Raw genomic sequence first — 20,117 nt, forward strand, 5'->3', positions numbered from 1 at the left:
GCTAACCGCTGGTCACGGCGACGACATGGGAGCACCTCTGATGGCTGCAAGAGACGAACCAGCGAACGACAGGGACCCGGACGCCGCAGGCGGAGGCGGCGTCCAGTCCGTTGACCGCGCCCTCCAGATCCTGGAAATCATCGCCAGGGACGGGCACGCGGGCGTCAGTGAGATCGCCGACGAAATGGGGGTCCACAAGTCCACCGTTTCGCGGCTGCTCGGGTCACTGGTGTCCAGGGAGATCGTGCGGCAGAACCATGACCGCGGCAAGTACCAGCTGGGATTCGGCATCCTTCGCCTGGCCAGCTCCATTCCCGGCCGGCTGAGCCTGGTCCACGAGGCGCGTCCCACCCTGGAGAGCCTCGCAGACCAGTACAAGGAAACCGTCAACCTCGCCGTCCTGCGTTCCAGCTATGCGGTGAACGTCGACCAGGCCATGGGCCCGTCAACGCTGGCAACGTCCGACTGGGTGGGCAGCCTCACGCCCCTCCATGCCACGTCCAGCGGCAAAGTACTGCTGGCGGCCCTGCCGGTTGAAGAACGGTCCCGGCTCCTTCAGGAGGCGGGCCTTCCGGCCCGCACCCCGCGGACCATCACGGACCGGGATACCTTGGAGAACGAGCTCCTGGACGTTGCCCGCGACGGCTACGCCGTTGTTCATGAGGAATTCGAAATCGGCCTGAACGCTGTTGCCGTGCCCGTTTACAACCACTTCGGGACGGTCATCGGGGCCGTCAGCATCTCCGGGCCCGCCTTCCGCTTCGACCCGGAAAATACCCCCGGCCTGATCCAGGGGCTCCAGGAGGCGGGCCTGAGCATCAGCGGAAAGATGGGCTACACGCACCGATGACCCCGGACGGGGGTCCGGGGTCATCGAAATGATTGCTCAGGTGGCCGGGGTAGCGGTCTCTTTGCGCTGCAGGGTTTCGGCACGTTCCTCCAGCGGCGGGGTGTCCGCGGTGAGGCCCAGCAGTGCCTCGCCGGACAGCACCACGTCGCCAACCTTTTCCTGGACCCAGTCGTGGAAAGCACCAATGTGGTGTTCGCTGGGAACGAGCACGCCGCCCTTTGCGTAGGACTTGGAGGCCATGCCCGGCTGGCACCGCTCGCAGGCGTCGAAGTCCTGCATGTTCACGCGGTGGAACAGCTCAACGGAGGCGGTGACGTCCTTGCCGGACTCCACCACTGAGGGCAGGTACAGCCAGTCGCATTCGACGATCGTGTGGTCTGCGGACATCGGGAACATGCGGTGGATGATCACGTGGTCCGGGACCAGGTTCACGAACACGGTCGGCTTGATCGTGATCGCGTAGTAGCGGCGGTCCTGGTCCTCGGCCACGCCGGGGATCAGGTCCAGGCCCTCGGAACCGTCGACCGTGAAGCCCTTGATGTCCTCACCGAACTCCGCACCGTGGCCCACGAAGTACTGCGCGGCCAAACCGTCGGCGAACTCGGGCAGGACCTCGGTCAGCTCCGGGTGGATGGTGGCGCAGTGGTAGCACTCCATGAAGTTCTCAATGATGAGCTTCCAGTTCGCCTTCACGTCATAGCGGATGCGGCGCCCCACAGACAGGTTTGCGACGTCGTACCCGTCGATAGCGTGCACGTTGCCCAGGCGCTCCTCGATCGCGCCCATCACTTCTTCTTCGAAGGACGGCGGCTCCTCAGCCAGGCAAACCCACACGTAGCCCAGGTATTCACGGATGTGGACCTTGGACAGGCCGTACTCGTCACGGTCGATGTCCGGCATCTTGGTCAGGTTCGGGGCCGCGATCAGCTTGCCCTCGAAGTCGTAGGTCCAGGCGTGGTACGGGCACTGGAAGTTGCGGGCAGCTTCGCCCTTTTCCTCCATGCACAGCTTCACGCCGCGGTGCCGGCAGACATTGTAGAAGGCCCGGATCTCGCCCTTGCGGGTGCGCGAGATCAGCACGCTTTCCCGGCCAATCTGCACCGTCTGCCACGCCCCGGGCTTGTCCAGGTCCGCGGACCGGATCGCGCAGAACCACATCTGCTCGAAAATACGCTCCTGCTCGGCCCGGAAGATAGCCGGATCCGTGTACAGGTGACCGCCCAGCGTCGGGATCAGGCTCGGGGTGGATACCTCAACAGACAATTTGTTCTCCTAACAAAACAACACGAACAACACGACTTACAAGAAGAGTTGGGCTAAAGCCCCATGGCGGCACCGGCAAGGGCGGGTTCGCCCACCGGCGCCAAAACTGTAGGCACGACGGCTGCCGCCGGCTTGGGTGCAGACGCCGCGAGGCTCCTGCGCCACTTGGTGAACAGCCGCGGCTGGTTCATGCCCAAAACCGCGACGGGAACGTCTTCCCGGTAATACACGGCCAGCAGGCTGTGCTCGGCAGCATCGCCCGCTTCGACCTCAAGGCGGTCGTAGCCGGCTGAGTGGCCGGCGAACTGGATTTTCACGCCGTGCTGGTCCGACCAGAAGTACGGCGGCTTCAGCGGCTGCGCCGGGGCTTCGTCATCGAGCAGCCCCTGCACCGCCAGCGCTGCCCGTTCCAGGGCACCCGTCCAGTGCTCCACGCGGCGGTGCCTGTCCACCGCAGCATCGAACCACGCGGCACAGTCCCCCACGGCCACAATGCCCGGAACACTGGTGCGCCCCATTGCATCACACAGCACACCGCCGTCGACCTCCACCCCGGAACCGGCGAGCCATTCAACATTCGGCTCCGCGCCGATCCCTACCACCACAACATCCGCAGCCACGAAAGACCCGTCGCCCAGCCGAAGACCGGTCACGTTTCCTTCGCCTGCGTAAAAGTCCTCAATAACGGCCGACGAGATGAGCCGGACACCTTTCCCGGTGTGCAGGCCGGCAACCACCGAGCCCATCTCCGTTCCCAGCTGGGCTGCAAACGGTACCGGCTTGGTGTCGACGAGGGTGACGTCCATGCCGCGCGAGGCGGCGGAAGAGGCCACCTCGGCACCCACGAAGCCCGCTCCGATGACGGCCATCTTGCTTCCCGGTACCAGTTCCGGTGCCAGGCTTTGAGCGTCGGCGAGGGTGCGCAGGGAGAAGACGTTGCTCAGGCCGGCCAGGGCCGGCAGCTGGCGGGCCCGTGCGCCGGTGGCGATGACGATGCCATCGGCCTGGACAACGCGGCCGTCAGCCAAGCCGATGGTTTTCGTTGACGCGTCCAGGGAGACTGCACGTGCACCCAGCAGCCATTCAGCGTCGAGGCCGTCAGTTTCGGTCTCCAGATACAGGTCCTCGGCTGTGATGGATCCCAGCAGGAAGTCCTTGGAGAGCGGCGGCCTGTCATACGGACGATGCTCTTCATCGCCGATGATGACGAGACGTCCGGTGAAGCCTTGGGCGCGGGCTGCCCGCGCGGCGGAAAGACCGGCCAGCGAGGCTCCCACGATCGCAAGCGTCTGCATATTTACACCCCTCCTTCTATTGCTATTAGCGCAACAACAATCGCTATATGCAACAGCGTGATCCATGCCACGGCGACTGTCAAGGGTTCGTTGACTCATTAATACGGGCACGCGTAATCGGGCCGCCAACCCTTGACAAAACAGTGTGAGCGAAAGCACGCTGTTGCATATTACGACTGCGGTTGATCCATTCGGAACAAGGCGCCAGCAACTCCCATATACCTCCCCACAACGAGAAAGAGGCCACCATGCACAAGGCATGCCCGCTCAGCGAACTGGCACCAGGGGAAGCCCTTCGCCTGAACACCGCGCCGCCCATCGCTGTCTTCCACACCGAGGAAGGCGAGCTCTTCGCCATCGATGACACATGCACCCACCAGGACGCCTCGCTGACCGACGGCTGGGTGGAAGGCTGCGAGGTCGAGTGCCCCCTGCACGCCTCAAAGTTCAATCTCCGGACCGGGCAGGTTGATGCACCGCCGGCCAAACTTCCCGTCCGCACGCACGAAGTCACCGTCGTGGACGGCGACATCATGGTCATCGAGTCCGAGGAAGCGCCCAACCTTCCCCCCGGGCTGACAGTTAACGGCCACATCTAAGCCGCCCCGCTCTGCCACTACATTTCGGAGAAAATCTTGTCCACAGTTCTTGAAGGCGCGCCCGCGGCCGGTGCCAGCGCCAAAGCCCGTAACGCCGAGTTTGTCCTCACCCTGGCCTGCCCCGAACGGCCGGGCATCGTCCGGGCCATCACGACGTTCCTGGCCGACCGCGTCTTCGACATCGTGGAGCACCAGCAGTTTGACGACCACGTCAGCGGCAAGCTCTACCTGCGGACCGCGTTCACCCAGAGCGGCGACGACGCCGATCAGGGTCCCTTTGGCCGGCTCAACCAGCGTGACGGTCTCGACAAGCTCGACCAGCAGGGCCAGCAGACGGCGGAAGGCCTCAGCTCCGAGTTCGCGGCCATCGCCGGCGAGTTCGGCATGGAGTTCAGCATCCACGACGGCCGCCCGCAGCGGTTGCTGGTCATGGTCTCGAAGTTCGGCCACTGCCTGAACGACCTCATCTTCCGATGGCGGGCGGGAAGCCTGGGTGCGGAGATCGCCGTCGTGGTTTCCAACCATGAGGACCTGCGGCCCATGGCCGAGGCGGCCGGGCTGCCCTTCATCCACGTGCCGGTGACGGCCGGCACCAAGCCCGAGGCGGAAGCACGCCTGCTGGAGCTGGTGGCCGAATATGACGCCGACCTCGTGGTGCTGGCCCGCTATATGCAGGTGCTGTCCAATGACCTGTGCGGCAAGCTCCGCGGACGGGCCATCAACATCCACCACTCGTTCCTCCCCGGATTCAAGGGTGCGAAGCCGTACCACCAGGCCTACGACCGCGGGGTGAAAATGGTCGGCGCGACGGCCCATTACGTCACTGCGGACCTCGATGAAGGTCCCATCATCGAGCAGGAAGTCCTCCGGGTGGACCACGCCCTTGACCCGGACGCGCTGGTGACGGTGGGCCGGGATGCGGAGACCCAGGCGCTCTCCCGCGCGGTGAAGTGGCACTGCCAGCACCGCGTCCTGCTTAACAAGACCCGCACCGTCGTCTTCCGCTAATTTTCCGCTAACGCGAACCAGGAGAACCACACACCATGAGCGCATCACCACGCGTCGTCATCATCGGTGCCGGCATCGTCGGCACCAACCTCGCGGACGAGTTGTCCAGCCGCGGCTGGAACAACATCACCGTCGTCGAGCAGGGCCCGCTGGAACTGGCCGGGGGCTCCACGTCGCACGCCCCCGGCCTGGTGTTCCAGAACAACTCGTCCAAGACCATGACGGAATTCGCCACCTACACCGTCAACAAATTGCTCGCGCTGAGCAAGGACGGCGAGTCCTGCTTCAACCAGGTGGGCGGCCTGGAACTGGCAACCACTCCCGAGCGCCTGGCTGACCTCAAGCGCAAGATGGGTGTGATGACCTCCTGGGGCGTCGAAAGCCGGATCATCGACGCCGATGAATGCGAAAAGATCTACCCGCTGCTCAACACCGGCAAGCTCACCGGCGGCCGCGAGGTGCTGGGCGGCCTGCTCATCCCCACCGACGGCCTGGCCCTGGCCGCCCGCGCCGTTCAGCTGCTGATCGAGCGTTCGCGCGAGCGCGGCGTGACCTACCTCGGCTCCACCAGCGTCACCGGCATCTCCCAGTGGGGCGGCAAGGTCACCGGCGTGGAGACCTCCTCCGGCGTGATTCCTGCCGACATCGTGGTGTCCTGCGCAGGTTTCTGGGGCCGTGAGCTCGGCAAGATGGTGGGCCTGGAGGTGCCGCTGCTGCCTCTGGCCCACCAGTACGTCGTCAGCACCCCCCTTGCCGAACTCGAGGGCGTCAACGAGCTTCCCAAGGGCGCCAGCAAGCCCATCCTCCGCTATCAGGACAAGGACCTGTACTACCGCGAATGGGGCAACCGCATCGGCATCGGCAGCTACGCGCACCGCCCGATGCCCGTGGACATGTCCGCCCTGCCCAAGGTGTCGGCCGAGGAAATGTCCGACCACCGCATGCCTTCCCGCCTCGACTTCACCCTGGAAGACTTCGTGCCCGCGTGGGAAGACAGCCAGGACCTGCTGCCGGCTCTGCGCAGCGCCGCAATCGAGGACGGCTTCAACGGTATCTTCTCCTTCACGCCCGACGGCGGCCCGCTGATCGGTGAAGCCCCGGAACTCTCCGGCTTCTTCGTCGCCGAGGCCGTGTGGGTGACGCACTCCGCAGGCGTCGCCAAGGCCGTGGCCGAGCTGCTCACCGAGGGCCGCTCCCGCACTGACCTGCACGGCACCGAGCTCTCCCGCTTCGAGAAGGTGCAGACCAGCGACGAGTACGTCAGCGAGACCTCACAGCAGAACTTCGTGGAGATCTACGATGTCATGCACCCGCTGCAGCCCAAGGAATCGCCGCGGGACCTGCGCGTCAGCCCGTTCAACGTCCGGCAGAAGGAGCTCGGCGCGTTCTTCCTCGAGTCGGCCGCGTGGGAACGCCCGCACTGGTTCGAGGCCAACCGTCCCCTGCTGGACGAACTGCCGGCCGAGTGGCAAGCGCCGGAACGCGAGCCGTGGGCGGCCATGTTCTCCTCCCCCATCTCCGCTGCCGAAGCGTGGAAGACGCGTACCGCCGTCGCGCTTTACGACATGACGCCGCTGAAGCGGCTGGCCGTCAACGGCCCGGGCGCCCAGGCGCTGCTGAACCGGCTGAGCACCGGAAACATCGCCAAGAAGCCCGGGGCTGTCACCTACTGCCTCCTGCTGGAGCACGACGGCGGCATCCGCAGTGACGTGACCGTCGCCCGGCTCGGGGAAGAAGACTTCCAGCTCGGAGTGAACAGCAACGTGGACTTCGACTACCTGCGCGTCGAGGCCCGCAAGCAGTCCGCCGCCGATCCGGCCAAGTGGGTGCACGTCACCGACATCACCGGCAGCACCTGCTGCATCGGCCTGTGGGGCCCGCTGGCCCGCGAAGTCATCGGCAAGGTCAGCACCGACGACCTCACCAACGACGGCCTGAAGTACTTCCGCACCAAAGAAATCAACATCGGCGGTATCCCCGTCACGGCCATGCGCCTGTCCTATGTGGGCGAACTCGGCTGGGAGCTGTACACCACCGCCGAATACGGCCTCAAGCTCTGGGACCTGCTGTTCGAAGCCGGACAGGAACACGGCATCATCGCCGCCGGCCGCGGAGCCTTCAACAGCATGCGCCTGGAGAAGGGTTACCGCCTCTGGGGCACGGACGTGACCACCGAGCACCACCCCTACCAGTCCGGCCTCGGCTTCTCTGTGGCGAAGGACAAGGAAGGCTACGTGGGCGCCGAAGCCCTGGCGGCCCTCAAGGAGCAGCCCGCGGAGAAGGTGCTGCGCTGCCTGACGGTCGACGACGGCACCTCCATTGTGATCGGCAAGGAACCCGTGTACGTGAACGGCGCTGCGTCCGGTTACGTCACCAGCGCGGCGTACGGCTACTCGATCCGCAAGCCGATCGCCTACGCCTGGCTGCCGTCCACTGTCTCCGAGGGCGACGCCGTGGAGATCGAGTACTTCGGCCGCCGCGTCGCCGCCACGGTCAGCGCCGAGCCGCTGTTCGACCCCGGCATGGAGCGCCTCCGCGGCTGACGCTGGCCCTTCCACCCGGTGGTTGAGCTTGGCGAAACCCCGTCCTGACCCTAATTGAAGAAAGAACGACGGCGACACCCCGGATTTCCGGTGTGTCGCCGTCGTTCTTGGTTAAGAAAAGGTCAGGACGGAGGAGCGCGACCCTAGACTGTGGCCGCCTCGAGCGCGCCCGCCTCGGCGGCCGCTTCGACGCCGGCGTGCGGCTCGAAGCGGACGAACATGGCCTTGAAGCCGGGGGTGTTGGACACCCGGGCCACGTTTTCCTTGTGGACCAGGGCATTGGCTTCAGGGAAGTACGCCGCCGCGCAGCCCTTGGCCGTCGGGTAGGCCACCAGCCGGAACTTCTCCGCGCGCCGGTCATTGCCCTGGAAGGTGCTCACCACGTCCACGAGGTCGCGGTCCTTGAAACCCTGCTCGGCGAGGTCCTCCGGGTGCACCAGGATCACGCGGCGGCCGTCGGAGATTCCGCGGTAGCGGTCGTCCAGGCCGTAGAACGTGGTGTTGTACTGGTCGTGGCTGCGGATGGTCTGCAGCACCAGGTGGCCGGCCGGCGGCGTGAGGTACTCCAGCGGGCTGACCGTGAACCTGCCCCGGCCGATGTCCGTCTTGAAGGAGCGGGTGTCGCGCGGCGGGTTGGGCAGCACGAAGCCGTTCTTCGTCCGGACCCTGGCGTTGAAGTCCTCGAACCCCGGCAGGACCCGGGAGATGTGGTCGCGGACCACGTCGTAGTCCTCGGCCATGGCCTTCCAGTCCACCGCGTGGCCGGGGCCGAACGTTGCCTCGGCCATCCGTGCCACGATCACCGGCTCGGCGAGCAGGTGCTCGGACACCGGCTGCAGCCTGCCCTGGGTGGAGTGCACCACGGACATGGAGTCCTCCACGGACAGGAACTGGGCGCCCTTGGGGTGCTTGTCATCCTTGTCCGTCCGGCCCAGCGTGGGAAGGATGAGCGAGGTGCGGCCGTGCACCACGTGTGAGCGGTTCGGCTTGGTGGAGATGTGCACGGTCAGGCCGATCCGCTGCATCCCGGCTTCGAGGGTCTCGGTGTCCGAGCAGGCGAGGGAGAAGTTGCCGCCCATGGACACGAACACGTCCACCTCGTCGCGCTCGAAGGCCTCCATGGACTCCACGGCGTCGTGGCCGTGGTGCCGTGGGGACTCGATGCCGAACTCCTTGTCGAGGGCCTCCAACAGCCATTCCTTGGGCTTTTCCCAGATGCCCATGGTCCGGTCGCCCTGCACGTTGGAGTGGCCGCGCACCGGGCACGCACCGGCACCGGGCTTGCCGAAGTTGCCCTGCAGCAGCAGGACGTTGACCATTTCCTTGATGGTATCCACCGAGTGCGGCTGCTGCGTCACGCCCAGCGCCCAGCAGAAGATGCTGGCCTTGGACGCCACCAGCATCGCGGCCACGTCCTCGACCTGCTTCCGGGACAGGCCCGTGGCCCGCTCCGTCTCTTCCCAGTCCAGGTCCTGGCGGGCCTCGCGGTACGCGTCAAAGCCGTCGGTCTGCGCCTCGATGAAGGAACGGTCGACGACGGTGCCCGGGTTTTCTTCCTCGGCCTGCAGCAGCAGGTGGCCAAGTGCCTGGAACAGTGCCAGGTCCCCGCCGACCTTGATCTGCAGGTATTCGTCGGCCAGCGGCGTGCCGCCGCCCACCACGCCGGAGATGGTCTGGGGATCCTTGAAGTTGAACAGGCCGGCCTCGGGCAGCGGGTTCACCGCCACCACCTTGCCGCCCTTGTCCTTGCATTCCTTCAGCGCGGACAGCATGCGCGGGTGGTTGGTGCCGGGGTTCTGCCCCACGACGAAGATCAGCTCAGAATCATGGATGTCCTCCAGGGACACCGTGCCCTTGCCGATGCCGATGGTCGGGTTCAGCGCGGACCCCGAGGACTCGTGGCACATGTTGGAGCAGTCCGGCAGGTTGTTGGTGCCCAAGGCCCGGGCGAACAGCTGGTACATGAACGCGGTCTCGTTGGCCGTACGGCCCGAGGTGTAGAACACGCAGCGGTCCGGCGTGCTGGCCCGGATGTGCTCGCCGACCAGCTCGAAGGCATCCGCCCAGGAGATCGGCGAGTAGTGCGTCTCCCCCTCCCGGATGACCATCGGCTCGCTCAGCCGGCCCTGGTTGCCCAGCCAGTACTCCGTCTTCTCGGACAGCTCGGCGATGGAATGCTTCGCCCAGAACTCCGCCCCCACGGTCCGCAGGGTGTTCTCCTCGGCCACGGCCTTGGCGCCGTTCTCGCAGAACTCGGCCGCCTTGCGCTTCTTGTCCGACTCCGGCCAGGCGCAGCCCGGGCAGTCAAAGCCGCCGCGCTGGTTGAGCCGCAGCAGCGACTGCGCCGTGCGGGTCACGCCGGCCTGCGCCACGGCGCGTTCCAGCGCCACCATCACGGCCTTGACGCCGGCGGCTTCGGTCTTCGGCTTGTGGACCTCGAGCTTGTCTTCGTTAATGTCCGCGACGGGGGCGGGCTGCTTCCCGAACTTCATTGTTCCAACTTCCTAACCGGCTGCTTTCGTCCCTGTCTTGATCGCTACGAAGGCGCGCCAGGCATTCCTGGCGCGCCTTACGTGTGGCGATCTTGTCTTTCTTCTTACTCTTTCACCTGTTACTGGCCGCCTGTTACTGGGCCACGTTGGCGAGGGTTTCGCGTTCGGCGGCGATGGTGGTGTTCTCGCCGTGTCCGGTCCTGACGGTTGTTTCCGGCGGGAGGGTCAGGAGCCGTTCGCGGATGGAGGTCAGGATGGTGGGGTAGTCGCTGTAGGAGCGGCCGGTGGCGCCGGGTCCGCCGTTGAACAGGGTGTCCCCGGTGAACACGGTGTTCTCTGCTGCGAGGTGGAAGCAGGTGGACCCGGGTGAGTGGCCGGGGGTGTGGATCGCCTTCAGGGTAGCCCCGCCGACCTGGAACTCGTCCCCGTCGGTAATCTGCCGGTCGGGGGTGGTGCCGGGGTAGACCTGTTCCCAGAGGACCTGGTCCTCCGGGTTCAGGTAGACAGGCGCCCCGACGGCGTCGGCGACGTCGCGGGCGGCGCCGATGTGGTCGTTGTGCGCGTGGGTCAGCAGGATCGCCAGGACCTTCCGGCCGCGGACGCCGTTGATGATCGCGGCGGCGTCGTGCGGGGAATCAATGATCACGCACTCGGTCTCGTTGCCCACGATCCAGACGTTGTTGTCCACATCCCAGGTCCCGCCGTCGAGCGAGAACGTGCCGGAGGTGACGAGGTTTTCGATCGTGACGCTCATGCCGGTACTCCCTGGATTTCAACAACTGAGCGGAGGACTTTGCCTTCGTGCATTTTGTCGAAGGCTTCCTCGACCTGGTCGATGGTGATCCGTTCGGAGACGAACGCGTCCAGGTCCAGGTTGCCGGCCTTGTAGTGGGCCACGAGCATCGGGAAGTCCCGGGAGGGCAGGCAGTCCCCGTACCAGGAGGACTTCAGCGACCCGCCCCGCCCGAACACATCCAGCAGCGGCAGTTCCAGCTGCATTTCCGGGGTCGGGACGCCGACCAGGACCACCCGGCCGGCCAGGTCGCGGGCGTAGAACGCCTGCTTGTACGTCTCGGGCCGGCCGACGGCCTCGATCACCACGTCCGCGCCGTTCCCGTTCGTCAGTGCCCGGATCGCCTCGACCGGGTCGGACGTGCGGGAGTTCACCCCGTGCGTCGCGCCCAGGGACTTGGCCATCGCGATCTTGTTCTCGTCAATGTCCACGGCGATGATCGTCGTCGCCCCGGCGAGCTTCGCCCCGGCGATCGCGGCGATCCCCACCCCGCCGCAACCGATCACGGCCACCGACTCCCCGCGCTTGACCTCACCGGTGTTGATCGCCGCGCCGATACCGGCCATCACACCACAGCCCAGCAGGCCCACGGCGGCCGGGTCCGCGTCCTCATCAACCTTGGTGCACTGCCCGGCGGCGACGAGGGTCTTCTCCGCGAACGCCCCGATCCCCAACGCCGGGGACAGCTCCGTGCCGTCCTCCAAAGTCATCTTCTGCGTGGCGTTGGCCGTGTTGAAACAGTACTGCGGCTGGCCCTTCGCACACGCCCGGCACTGCCCGCACACCGCACGCCAGTTCAGGATCACCCGGTCACCCGGGACAACCTCGGTCACACCCTCACCCACCGCCGAAACCACACCGGTGGCCTCATGGCCCAACAGATACGGGAACTCATCACCGATCCCGCCCAGCTTGTAATGCAGGTCCGTATGACACACCCCGCAGGTCAGGATGTCCACCAGGGCCTCGCCCGGGCCCGGATCCGGCACCAGGATCGTCTCCACCGACACCGGAGCGTCCTTCGCCCTGACAACAACAGCCTTGACTTTATGAACCATGAGTAAGTGTTCCTTTCCTGAGTCCTGGGGACTCGTTGGCAACGGCACCCGTTGCCAATCTAGCTGACTCGTTGCGGTTCAAGATCATCGTCCACCGGATCGAAGCCATCCTCCACGCCTCCGCCTGCCCGGACCGGTTGCGGCTCCGGCTGCGGCGGCGTAACCGGACCCGACGACGGGTGGGCCGCCACTGCTGCCGCATGCTCGGCCAGGACACCGGTCTGGTGCCTGATCTTCAGGCGGTAGAGCAGGGTGCCCCCGATGGTGACGGCGGCGACGAAGAGGACGCCGCCCCACTGGAAGTACCACTCAAACGGCGGCACCGAGTTGTAGATCTCCGGCCGCGGCCAGATCAGGTTGAGCGTCATCGCCCCGCCCCAGAGCACGGCAAGGATGTTCACCGGGAGTCCCCATTTGCCCATGCTGAAGCCCACTTCGCCGTGTCCTTCATCGCGCAGGGGCCACTTCTTCAGGAACCGCCTGCGCAGCATGGGAACCGTGACCAGCAGGTAGGACAGGTAAATCAGGACGATGCTGATGCTGGACAGAATCGTGAAAATCGCGGGCTGCATGACATTGACCAGCAGCGGGATGACGGCCAGGACGCCGATCACGATGGCCGCAACCGTCGGGGTCTTGCGGACCGGGTCCACCTTGCTCAGTTGCCGGCTGAACGGCAGGTTGTTGTCCCGGGCCATGGCGAACATCATGCGGATGGCAGCGGCGTGGACCGCCAGCGTGCAGACCACCACGGCCACCACGATGCACACCAGGAAGGCCTTGCCGAAGGGTCCGCCGAGGACGGAGAGGACGATGTGCTGCAGGCCGCCGTCGGCCGCGCCGATCTTCGGATCGGTGAGGTCCGGCGCGGCAAGGATGCCGAAGAGCAGGATCAGCCCGCCCAGCAGGAAGGAGGCGGTGACGGCGCGCAGGATGGCTTTGGGTGCCGTACGCTTCGGGTCCTTCGTTTCCTCACCGAGGGAGCTGGCGGTGTCGAAGCCGTACATGACGTAGCCGGAGGCCATCGCGCCGATGAGGAACACTCCGAAGAAGCCGAGGTCGTGGCCTTCGCCGAACCCGGCGGTGTCGAAGAAAACCTCGGGACCGCGCACCACGTGCCAGCCCAGGGCGAGGATCAGCAGCACCGCTGCGACGAGCTCCACGAACACGCCGATGCTGTTGATCATGGTCATGAGCTTCACGCCGAAGGCGTTGATGAGGGTGGAAATGGTGATCATGATGGTGGCCAGCACGACGCCGTTCATCGCGAAATCAAAGGGGCCGGTGCCGTCGCCGACGATCTGGAATCCTGACCACAGCTGGGGCAGCGTGATCTGCAGGGCCAGCGCCACGGATCCCAGCGCCATGATGGAGGACAGCAGCAGCAGCCAGCCGGCGAGCCAGGCCGAGGTCCCCGAGGCGAGTCGCTTGGCCCAGTTGTAGACGGAGCCGGCCACAGGGTAGCGGCCTGCCAGTTCGGCAAAGCACAGCGCCACCATCAGCTGGCCGACGAAAACGATGGGCCAGGACCACGCATACGCCGGGCCGGCCATGGAGAAACCAAAGTAGAACAGTTGAAAAACACCCGTGAGGATGGAGATGTAGCTGACGCCTGCGGCGAAGCTGGCGAACTTGCCGATGCTCCGGTCCAGGGTCTGGGCATAGCCGAACTCGTCCATGCCGCTTGAATCAGTACTCTTGCTGGGTTCCAACATCTGAACTCCTAAGTAAGAAAAGCACGATGGTGATGACCCGCGCCCTCCTTTGGACGCGGGTAACACTACACGCACGTGAAATCGCACGCAGCTGAAATCACGCAGGTGTATCGACGGCCGGGCGCGGGCTGCAGCGCCCGGCCGTCTCCCCCAAGCTGATGCCTAGCCGGCTGCGGCCGCCCCCGTCTCCAGCGAAGTTTCCGCGGGAGCTACCCCGGCAGCTGAGCCGAACCATCCGCTCGGGGCGGGGGCGATGTTCTGCCAGATGTGCTTGGCTTCGCGGTATTCGGCCAGGCCTGCCTGGCCGAGCTCACGGCCGATCCCGGACTTCCCGAAACCGCCCCACTCCGCCTGCGGGACGTACGGGTGGTAGTCGTTGATCCACACCGTTCCGTGCCGGAGGGCGCCGGCGACGCGCTGTGCCTTGGACGCGTCTGACGTCCACACCGCGCCGGCCAAGCCGTACTCGGTGTCGTTGGCGATCGCAATCGCCTCGGCTTCGGTCCGGAACGTCTCCACGGTCAGTACCGGGCCGAACGATTCCTCCCGCAGCACGCTCATGCCGGAGCGGCAGTTGCCGAGCACTGTGGGCGGGTAGAAGAAGCCGTCCGCGAGCGGCCCGTCGTCGGGAATGTAGCCGCCGCACAGGAGCTCAGCCCCCTCCGCGATCCCGGATTGGACGTAGGCGTGGACCTGCTCCCGGTGCTTGGCAGAGATGAGCGGGCCGGTCTCGGCGTCGGGGTCGAACGGTCCGCCCATCCGGATCTTCTTCGCCCGCTGGACCACCTCGGCCACAAAACGCTCGGCGATCGTCTCCTCGACGACCAGCCGCGCCCCCGCCGAGCAGACCTGGCCGGAGTGCAGGAACACCGCCGTCAGGGCGTTGTCGACGGCGGCGTCCCAGTCCGCGTCCGCGAAGACGACGTTGGGGTTCTTCCCGCCGAGCTCGAAGGCCACGCGCTTCACGGTCTCCGCGGCGGCGGCCATGATGGTCTGCCCGGTGGACAGGCCGCCGGTAAGGGAGACGAGGTCGACGCGCGGATCGGAGGTGAGCGGGCCGCCCACCTTAGACCCGGTGCCCGTCACCAGGTTCGCGACGCCGGCCGGGACGCCAGCCTCGGCGAGGGTTTCCATGAGCAGGATCGAAGTGGACGGCGTGAGCTCGCTGGGCTTGAGCACGAACGAGTTCCCCGCGACGAGTGCCGGCGCGACCTTCCACGCCGCCTGGAGGAGCGGGTAGTTCCACGGCGCAATGAGCGCGCAGACCCCGAGCGGCTCGTACACCACACGGCTGATGGCATCCGCCCGGCCGGTGTCGATGACCCGGCCGGCGTCGAGCCCGGCGACCTTGCCGTAGTACCGGAAGCAGGCGGCGATGTCGTCCATGTCGTACTCGGCTTCCACGAGCCGCTTGCCGGTATCGAGCGCCTCGGCCAGCGCATAGGCGGCCTTGTCCCGCTCAAGGAGGTCCGCGACGCGGAGCATGACCGCGCCGCGCTCGATGTCCGTGAGCCGGCGCCACGGGCCGGCGTCGAACGCGGCCCGTGCACTGGCGATCGCCCGCTCCGCGTCCTCCACCGTCGACGAGGCGACGACCGCCACCTCGCGCCCGTCCGCCGGACAGCGCACGGTGGTGGTCCCGCCGTCGGACGCCTGCTGCCAGGCGCCGTCGACGTACAGGCCCCGGGCGAGCTTCACTTCAGTATCGATCGTCACGCTGATCCCCTAGCCCTTCGCCGCAACCGCAGCTGCTGCTACTGGCATTGATCCGCCGCGTTCCAGCGGGCTCACGCCGTGCCGGTAGAACTCGGCGTGCTGGGGCGCGAGCGGCGCCTTGCCGGCGATCAGGTCGGCAGCCTTTTCGGCGAGCATCATCACCGGGGCGTAGATGTTGCCATTGGTCACGTAGGGCATGGCCGACGCGTCCACCACGCGGAGGCCGCGGGTGCCGTGCACGCTCATGTCCAGCGGGTTCACCACGGCCATGGGATCGGAGTCCGGACCCATCTTTGCGGTACAGGACGGGTGCAGCGCCGTCTCGGCGTCGCGGGCAACCCAGTCAAGGATCTCCGCGTCGGTCTGCACGCTCCGGCCGGGAGAAAGCTCGCCGCCGCTGAAGGGGCCCATGGCGGACTGGCCGAGGATGTCGCGGGCAACGTGGATCGCCTCGACCCACTCGCGGCGGTCCTGGTCGGTGGAAAGGTAGTTGAACAGCATGGACGGGTGCACCGTGGGATCGGTGGACTTGATCTTGAGGCTGCCGCGGGCGTCGGAGTACATGGGTCCGATGTGCACCTGGTAGCCGTGCTTGGCGTCCGCCTTCTGGCCGTCGTAGCGGACGGCAACGGGGAGGAAGTGGAACATCAGGTTGGGGTAGGCCACGTCGTCGTTGGAGCGGACGAATCCGCCGCCTTCGAAGTGGTTGGTGGCGGCCGGACCCTTGCGGCCGAGCATCCACTGCATGCCGATCCACGGCATGCGCCAGACGTCCAGGGCCGGCTGCATGGAGACCGGCTGGGTGCAGGCGTGCTGGATGTAGACCTCGAGGTGGTCCTGGAGGTTTTCGCCGACGCCGGGCAGGTTGACCACGGAATTGATGCCCAGCGAGTTCAGGTGGGCTGCATTGCCGACGCCGGACAGCTGCAGCAGCTGCGGGGTGTTGATGGCGCCGCCGGCCAGGATCACTTCACCCGCGGTCACCTGGTGGGTCTTGCCGTTGCGGCGGTAGGTGACGCCGGTGGCCACGTTGCCCTTGAAGTTGACCTTGGTGACGAGCGCACGTGTCAGGACGGTCAGGTTCTTCCGGCCGAATTCGGGCCGGAGGTAGGCGCGGGACGCGGACAGCCGCTGGCCCTTGTGGACGTTGCGGTCAAATGCGGCGAAGCCCTCCTGGCGGTAGCCGTTGACGTCGTCGGTCAGCGGGTAGCCTGCCTCCTGGGCCGCGGCGAAGAAGGCCTGGAACAGCGGATTGGTGGCGGGGCCGCGCTCCAGCACCAGCGGCCCGGAGTGCCCGCGCAGTTCATCGTCGGGATCGGCGGCGAGCGCGTTTTCCATCCGATTAAAGTACGGGAGGCAGTGCGCGAAGTCCCACGTTTCCATGCCGGCGTCGGCACCCCAGCGCTCGTAGTCGAGCGGGTTTCCACGCTGGAAGATCATGCCGTTGATGGAGCTGGAGCCGCCCAGGACCTTGCCGCGGGCATGTGCCACCCGCCGGCCGCCCATGTGGGGTTCGGGATCAGATTCGTAGCGCCAGTCATAGAGCGGGTTGCCGCTGGGGAAGGTCAGCGCGGCGGGCATCTGGATGAAAAGGTCCCAGGGGTAGTCGCTCCGTCCGGCTTCGAGGACCAGGACGCTGCTCTGGCCTCCGTCGCTCAGGCGGTTGGCGAGCACGGAACCCGCGCTTCCGCCGCCGACGATGACGTAGTCGTAGTTGGTCTGTGTCATGCAAAATCTCCTTCTACCTGGTGCAGATCAGCGTTCACGAAGGTGTGAGTCCTTGGTTTGGCCCAGGTCCTGTGACCGGCGGTCCATAACGCGATGTGGGGGTTGACGGGTTGGTCAGAGGCTGCGGCGAGTGACGTTGTGCCTGGGCCGGAAACCGGAAGTCGCCGATGAAACGCCTTTATTTCCGCGGGACCCCGTTTGTGTGGTGTAGGTCATACACATGCAGAGTAGTCCAGCTTGAACAAGTGTTCAAGGTTAAAACTGAACCGATGTTCAAGAAATTTTGGGCAGGGGTTTTGGTCAGGGGGTGCCGAGGCACGAGCGCTGGCGTTTTAGTTAGGGCTTGTTTCCGCTAGCCCGCGAAGGCGATCTGCTCCGTGCGGGCGAGGCTCCGCCTGATGGAGGCGTCGTCTACGCCAAGGAGCGCCGTCAGCCACATGCCGTTCTGCACGACGACGATGTCGGCTGCCCGCTCTCTGCATTCATCGCTGGAGAGCTCGGGTTTGGCATTCCCTATCAGCGCCGCCAGCCCATCGAGATACCGCTCAAACGCGGCCGCGTTGATCAGCCCAAAGTCTTCATCGGCTTGCGCGAGCGCCCAAAGATGGAGTCGCAGGGACAGATACTGAGTGGTAAGGAGTTCCGGGCCGGCAACGCGCCGGAGGGCCGTGCGGAGCTGTTCGTCGGGGGGCGACTCGGGGTCGGCCGCGACCAGCATGAGGTCGTGCTCGTCGATCCGGTGCAAGGCCGCACGGATCAGGCTGGATTTGTCTTCGTAGTAGTAATTCACTAGCCCCAGTGCGACGCCGGCTTCACGGGCCACAGCCCGCATATTCACACCCGAGATGCCGTGGCGTGACAGCAGGCCCAGCGCCGCTTCAAGAATGCGCGCCTGCCTGTCAAGCTGTTCGCCGGAGTTCACGGTGCTTGTTTCCACTTGGCCAGAATATGGCGAAACCTGTCATGGTGCATCCGTCAGGGGCGCGCGGCGGCCTTGAATGTGACGCGGGCGTCCAGGCCCGGGGCGCCCGGCCTGGCGTCGAGGGAGGCCGCGGCACCGCTGGCTTCGGCGAGCTGCTGGACGATGGCCAGGCCCAGGCCGCTGCCCTCGGACGTCGACTGGCCGCGCCAAAAGCGGTTAAAGGCCTTCTGCCGGTCCTCCTCGGAAAGCCCGGGGCCGTCGTCGAGCACGTGAAGCTCATAGCCTCCCGACGAAGCGTCGGGGCGCACCACCAGGCGGATCTCGGAGTCTGGCGGCGCCACGGCCAGGGCGTTATCGATGAGGTTGTCGATGATCTGTTCTGCCGCGCCGGGCATGGCCACCACCCTGGCTTCCGGAACCGCGTCCAGTACCGTCCGCACCCGGCTTTCCTCGGCCAGCGCTTCCCACTGCTCCACGCGGTTTCGGGCGATCTCGCTGAGGTCCACATCCTCCCGGTCCACATGGCGGCTGTCCGCCCGGCTCAGGAGGAGCAGGCCCTCAATGATGCGCTGTAGCCGGTAGGTCTCCTCCAGGGAGTCGGCCACCATGACGCGCGCGCCGTCCGGATCGTTGCCGACGGCATCCACGGCGTTCTCCAGCCGCAGCCGCAGCCCCGTCAGCGGGGTGCGCAGCTGGTGGGACGCATCGCTGGCGAACCCCCGCTGCTGCTGCAGCAGGTGCTGCAGGCGGTCCGCCATCTGGTTGAAGGACCGGGCCAGGGTGCGCAGCTCCGGCGGCCCCTGTTCCTCCTCGGTGCGGGTGTCGAGGTTGCCTTCCGCGAGCAGTTCGGTGGCCTTCTGCAGCCGCTTGATCCGCCGGGTCACGGCCCCGGCCATCAGGTAGGCCAACAGTCCCGCGAGCAGCACGGTGATGCCCGCAACCGACCACATCACCCGCAGCTGGCCGGAGACGCGGTCGTCCACCACGGACGCCGGGTAGGTCAGGCGCACCGCACCGGTGATGTTCTCGCCGCTGAGGACGGGAACCGTGACGTAGACCAGGTCGAACCCCAAGGTGTCCGAGTGCCGCTGGCCCGAGGTGATCTGGCCGGCGAGCGCGGCGGAAATTTCGGGGCGCGAAAGGTAGGAGGCCCCGGTAGCAGATTGGTCGTCGTCGGACGTTGCAACGGCGGTACCGGAACGGTCCACCACCACGACGCGGGTCCCGCTGGCGTGGCCGTAGTCGCGGACGGCGGCGGCCACGGTGCCGGGTTTTGAACCGCCCGTTTCGAGCAGCTGCCGTGCCCGGCCGCTGAGCAGGAAGGCGTCGCGTTCAAGGGAGGTGGCCAGCCGGTCGCGTTCCACCCGGACCAGGTAGCTGCCCAGCGGTATGTCCTGCACCAGCACCACCAGAAGCGTGATGGCCATGAACACGGAAATCAGCCGCCACCTCATCCGGGCACGTCCAGCCTGAACCCTACGCCGCGCACCGCCTCGATCCAGCGGGGGTCACCGAGCTTCTTGCGGATGGCTGCCACGTGCGCGTCCAGGGTCTTGGTGGTTCCGTACCAGGTGCCGTCCCACACGGCGCGCAGAATGTCGCTGCGCTGGCACACGGCGCCGGGGTCCTCCGCGAGGTAGTAGAGGAGCTCGAACTCCTTGGCGGTGAGATGGATTTCGGTTCCGTCCACCTGCACCCGCCGGGAGCGCTGGTCGATGCTCAGGGTGCCGATGACGCGTGTGCCATCAACGGGCGGGGTGGTCTCGGACTGCGGGTCGGCCGTACGCCGGGCCACCGCCCGGATCCTGGCGACGAGCTCGCGCATCCCGAACGGCTTGACCAGGTAGTCGTCCGCCCCCAGCTCCAGGGCCAGCACCCGGTCGATCTCCTCGTCGCGGGCACTGACAACGATGATCGGCGTCTTGGTCAGGGACCGGATGGACCGGCAGACGTCCGTGCCGTCCATGTCCGGCAAGCCCAGGTCAAGGAGCACGAAATCAGGGCTGGAGGAGCGGACCTCGGCGAGCGCCCCTGCCCCGTCGGCGACGTGCCGGGCCTGGAAGCCGGCCCTGGTCAGGCCCTCCAGCACGCCGGCGGCCACCGATTCGTCGTCTTCAACCACCAGGATCTGCATA

15 protein-coding genes are annotated in these 20,117 nt (G+C 66.4%); 4 read left to right on the forward strand and 11 right to left on the reverse strand.

Going from position 1 to position 20,117, the window contains the following annotated elements:
* Nucleotides 1–40: 40 nt before the first annotated feature.
* Nucleotides 41–850, forward strand: coding sequence for an IclR family transcriptional regulator (locus LFT45_RS20365; protein ID WP_236805379.1), 810 nt, complete (start codon nt 41–43; stop codon nt 848–850).
* Between the two features lie 36 nt (nt 851–886).
* Here the strand turns inward: LFT45_RS20365 and LFT45_RS20370 are convergent, their stop codons facing one another.
* Together LFT45_RS20370 and LFT45_RS20375 are read right to left on the reverse strand one after the other, a co-directional pair.
* A complete protein-coding gene (locus tag LFT45_RS20370; RefSeq protein WP_236805380.1) occupies nt 887–2,113 on the reverse strand; it encodes an aromatic ring-hydroxylating oxygenase subunit alpha in 1,227 nt (408 codons plus the stop codon).
* Between the two features lie 53 nt (nt 2,114–2,166).
* Entirely contained in the window at nt 2,167–3,408 is a 1,242-nt protein-coding gene (locus LFT45_RS20375; protein WP_236805381.1) for an NAD(P)/FAD-dependent oxidoreductase, read from the reverse strand.
* Between the two features lie 248 nt (nt 3,409–3,656).
* On the opposite strand from LFT45_RS20375, the gene LFT45_RS20380 reads away from it, so the two are divergent.
* From LFT45_RS20380 to LFT45_RS20390, 3 genes are read left to right on the forward strand one after another with little or no spacing between them, the layout of a single operon-like run.
* The gene (locus LFT45_RS20380; protein WP_111904427.1) at nt 3,657–4,007 is read left to right on the forward strand and encodes a bifunctional 3-phenylpropionate/cinnamic acid dioxygenase ferredoxin subunit; all 351 of its coding nucleotides are present in this window, start codon (nt 3,657–3,659) and stop codon (nt 4,005–4,007) included.
* Nucleotides 4,008–4,043: 36 nt separating this feature from the next.
* Complete coding sequence (purU, locus tag LFT45_RS20385) at nt 4,044–5,015, forward strand: formyltetrahydrofolate deformylase (RefSeq protein ID WP_236805382.1); 972 nt, start codon at nt 4,044–4,046, stop codon at nt 5,013–5,015.
* A gap of 35 nt (nt 5,016–5,050) precedes the next feature.
* Nucleotides 5,051–7,558 carry a GcvT family protein gene (locus LFT45_RS20390; protein ID WP_236805383.1) on the forward strand — a complete coding sequence of 836 codons (2,508 nt, stop codon included), beginning with the start codon at nt 5,051–5,053 and terminating at the stop codon, nt 7,556–7,558.
* 143 nt (nt 7,559–7,701) lie between these two features.
* Here the strand turns inward: LFT45_RS20390 and LFT45_RS20395 are convergent, their stop codons facing one another.
* From LFT45_RS20395 to LFT45_RS20435, 9 genes are all read right to left on the reverse strand, one after another.
* Nucleotides 7,702–10,050 (reverse strand): FdhF/YdeP family oxidoreductase, encoded by a 2,349-nt coding sequence (locus LFT45_RS20395; protein WP_236805384.1) that lies wholly within the window; start codon nt 10,048–10,050, stop codon nt 7,702–7,704.
* A gap of 133 nt (nt 10,051–10,183) precedes the next feature.
* Nucleotides 10,184–10,804: an MBL fold metallo-hydrolase gene (locus LFT45_RS20400; RefSeq protein ID WP_236805385.1), complete on the reverse strand. Its 621-nt coding sequence runs from the start codon at nt 10,802–10,804 to the stop codon at nt 10,184–10,186.
* Nucleotides 10,801–11,901, reverse strand: a complete 1,101-nt coding sequence (locus tag LFT45_RS20405; protein ID WP_236805386.1) for an S-(hydroxymethyl)mycothiol dehydrogenase — start codon at nt 11,899–11,901, stop codon at nt 10,801–10,803. Before LFT45_RS20405 ends, LFT45_RS20400 begins: the two co-directional genes overlap by 4 nt.
* 59 nt (nt 11,902–11,960) lie before the next feature.
* A complete protein-coding gene (locus LFT45_RS20410; protein WP_236805387.1) occupies nt 11,961–13,616 on the reverse strand; it encodes an APC family permease in 1,656 nt (551 codons plus the stop codon).
* Between the two features lie 162 nt (nt 13,617–13,778).
* Nucleotides 13,779–15,332: an aldehyde dehydrogenase family protein gene (locus tag LFT45_RS20415; RefSeq protein ID WP_442863579.1), complete on the reverse strand. Its 1,554-nt coding sequence runs from the start codon at nt 15,330–15,332 to the stop codon at nt 13,779–13,781.
* A 9-nt stretch (nt 15,333–15,341) separates the two neighbouring features.
* Nucleotides 15,342–17,060: a choline dehydrogenase gene (gene betA, locus LFT45_RS20420; protein ID WP_236805388.1), complete on the reverse strand. Its 1,719-nt coding sequence runs from the start codon at nt 17,058–17,060 to the stop codon at nt 15,342–15,344.
* Between the two features lie 352 nt (nt 17,061–17,412).
* Nucleotides 17,413–17,997, reverse strand: a complete 585-nt coding sequence (locus LFT45_RS20425; protein WP_236805389.1) for a TetR/AcrR family transcriptional regulator — start codon at nt 17,995–17,997, stop codon at nt 17,413–17,415.
* 38 nt (nt 17,998–18,035) lie between these two features.
* Nucleotides 18,036–19,436 carry a sensor histidine kinase gene (locus LFT45_RS20430; RefSeq protein WP_236805390.1) on the reverse strand — a complete coding sequence of 467 codons (1,401 nt, stop codon included), beginning with the start codon at nt 19,434–19,436 and terminating at the stop codon, nt 18,036–18,038.
* A complete protein-coding gene (locus LFT45_RS20435; protein WP_236805391.1) occupies nt 19,433–20,116 on the reverse strand; it encodes a response regulator transcription factor in 684 nt (227 codons plus the stop codon). The genes LFT45_RS20430 and LFT45_RS20435 overlap by 4 nt, the downstream gene beginning before the upstream one ends.
* Nucleotide 20,117 lies beyond the last annotated feature (1 nt).

Origin of the sequence: Arthrobacter sp. FW305-BF8 (genome assembly GCF_021789315.1) — a bacterium.
Taxonomy (GTDB): Bacteria; Actinomycetota; Actinomycetes; order Actinomycetales; family Micrococcaceae; genus Arthrobacter.

Bases quoted from the DNA above. Each gene is read 5' to 3' on its own strand.
- LFT45_RS20365 (WP_236805379.1), top strand. From the start codon at position 41: ATGGCTGCAAGAGACGAACCAGCGAACGACAGGGACCCGGACGCCGCA.
- LFT45_RS20375 (WP_236805381.1), bottom strand. From the start codon at position 3,408: ATGCAGACGCTTGCGATCGTGGGAGCCTCGCTGGCCGGTCTTTCCGCC.
- LFT45_RS20380 (WP_111904427.1), top strand. From the start codon at position 3,657: ATGCACAAGGCATGCCCGCTCAGCGAACTGGCACCAGGGGAAGCCCTT.
- LFT45_RS20390 (WP_236805383.1), top strand. From the start codon at position 5,051: ATGAGCGCATCACCACGCGTCGTCATCATCGGTGCCGGCATCGTCGGC.
- LFT45_RS20395 (WP_236805384.1), bottom strand. From the start codon at position 10,050: ATGAAGTTCGGGAAGCAGCCCGCCCCCGTCGCGGACATTAACGAAGAC.
- LFT45_RS20400 (WP_236805385.1), bottom strand. From the start codon at position 10,804: ATGAGCGTCACGATCGAAAACCTCGTCACCTCCGGCACGTTCTCGCTC.
- LFT45_RS20405 (WP_236805386.1), bottom strand. From the start codon at position 11,901: ATGGTTCATAAAGTCAAGGCTGTTGTTGTCAGGGCGAAGGACGCTCCG.
- LFT45_RS20410 (WP_236805387.1), bottom strand. From the start codon at position 13,616: ATGTTGGAACCCAGCAAGAGTACTGATTCAAGCGGCATGGACGAGTTC.
- betA (WP_236805388.1), bottom strand. From the start codon at position 17,060: ATGACACAGACCAACTACGACTACGTCATCGTCGGCGGCGGAAGCGCG.
- LFT45_RS20430 (WP_236805390.1), bottom strand. From the start codon at position 19,436: ATGAGGTGGCGGCTGATTTCCGTGTTCATGGCCATCACGCTTCTGGTG.
- LFT45_RS20435 (WP_236805391.1), bottom strand. From the start codon at position 20,116: ATGCAGATCCTGGTGGTTGAAGACGACGAATCGGTGGCCGCCGGCGTG.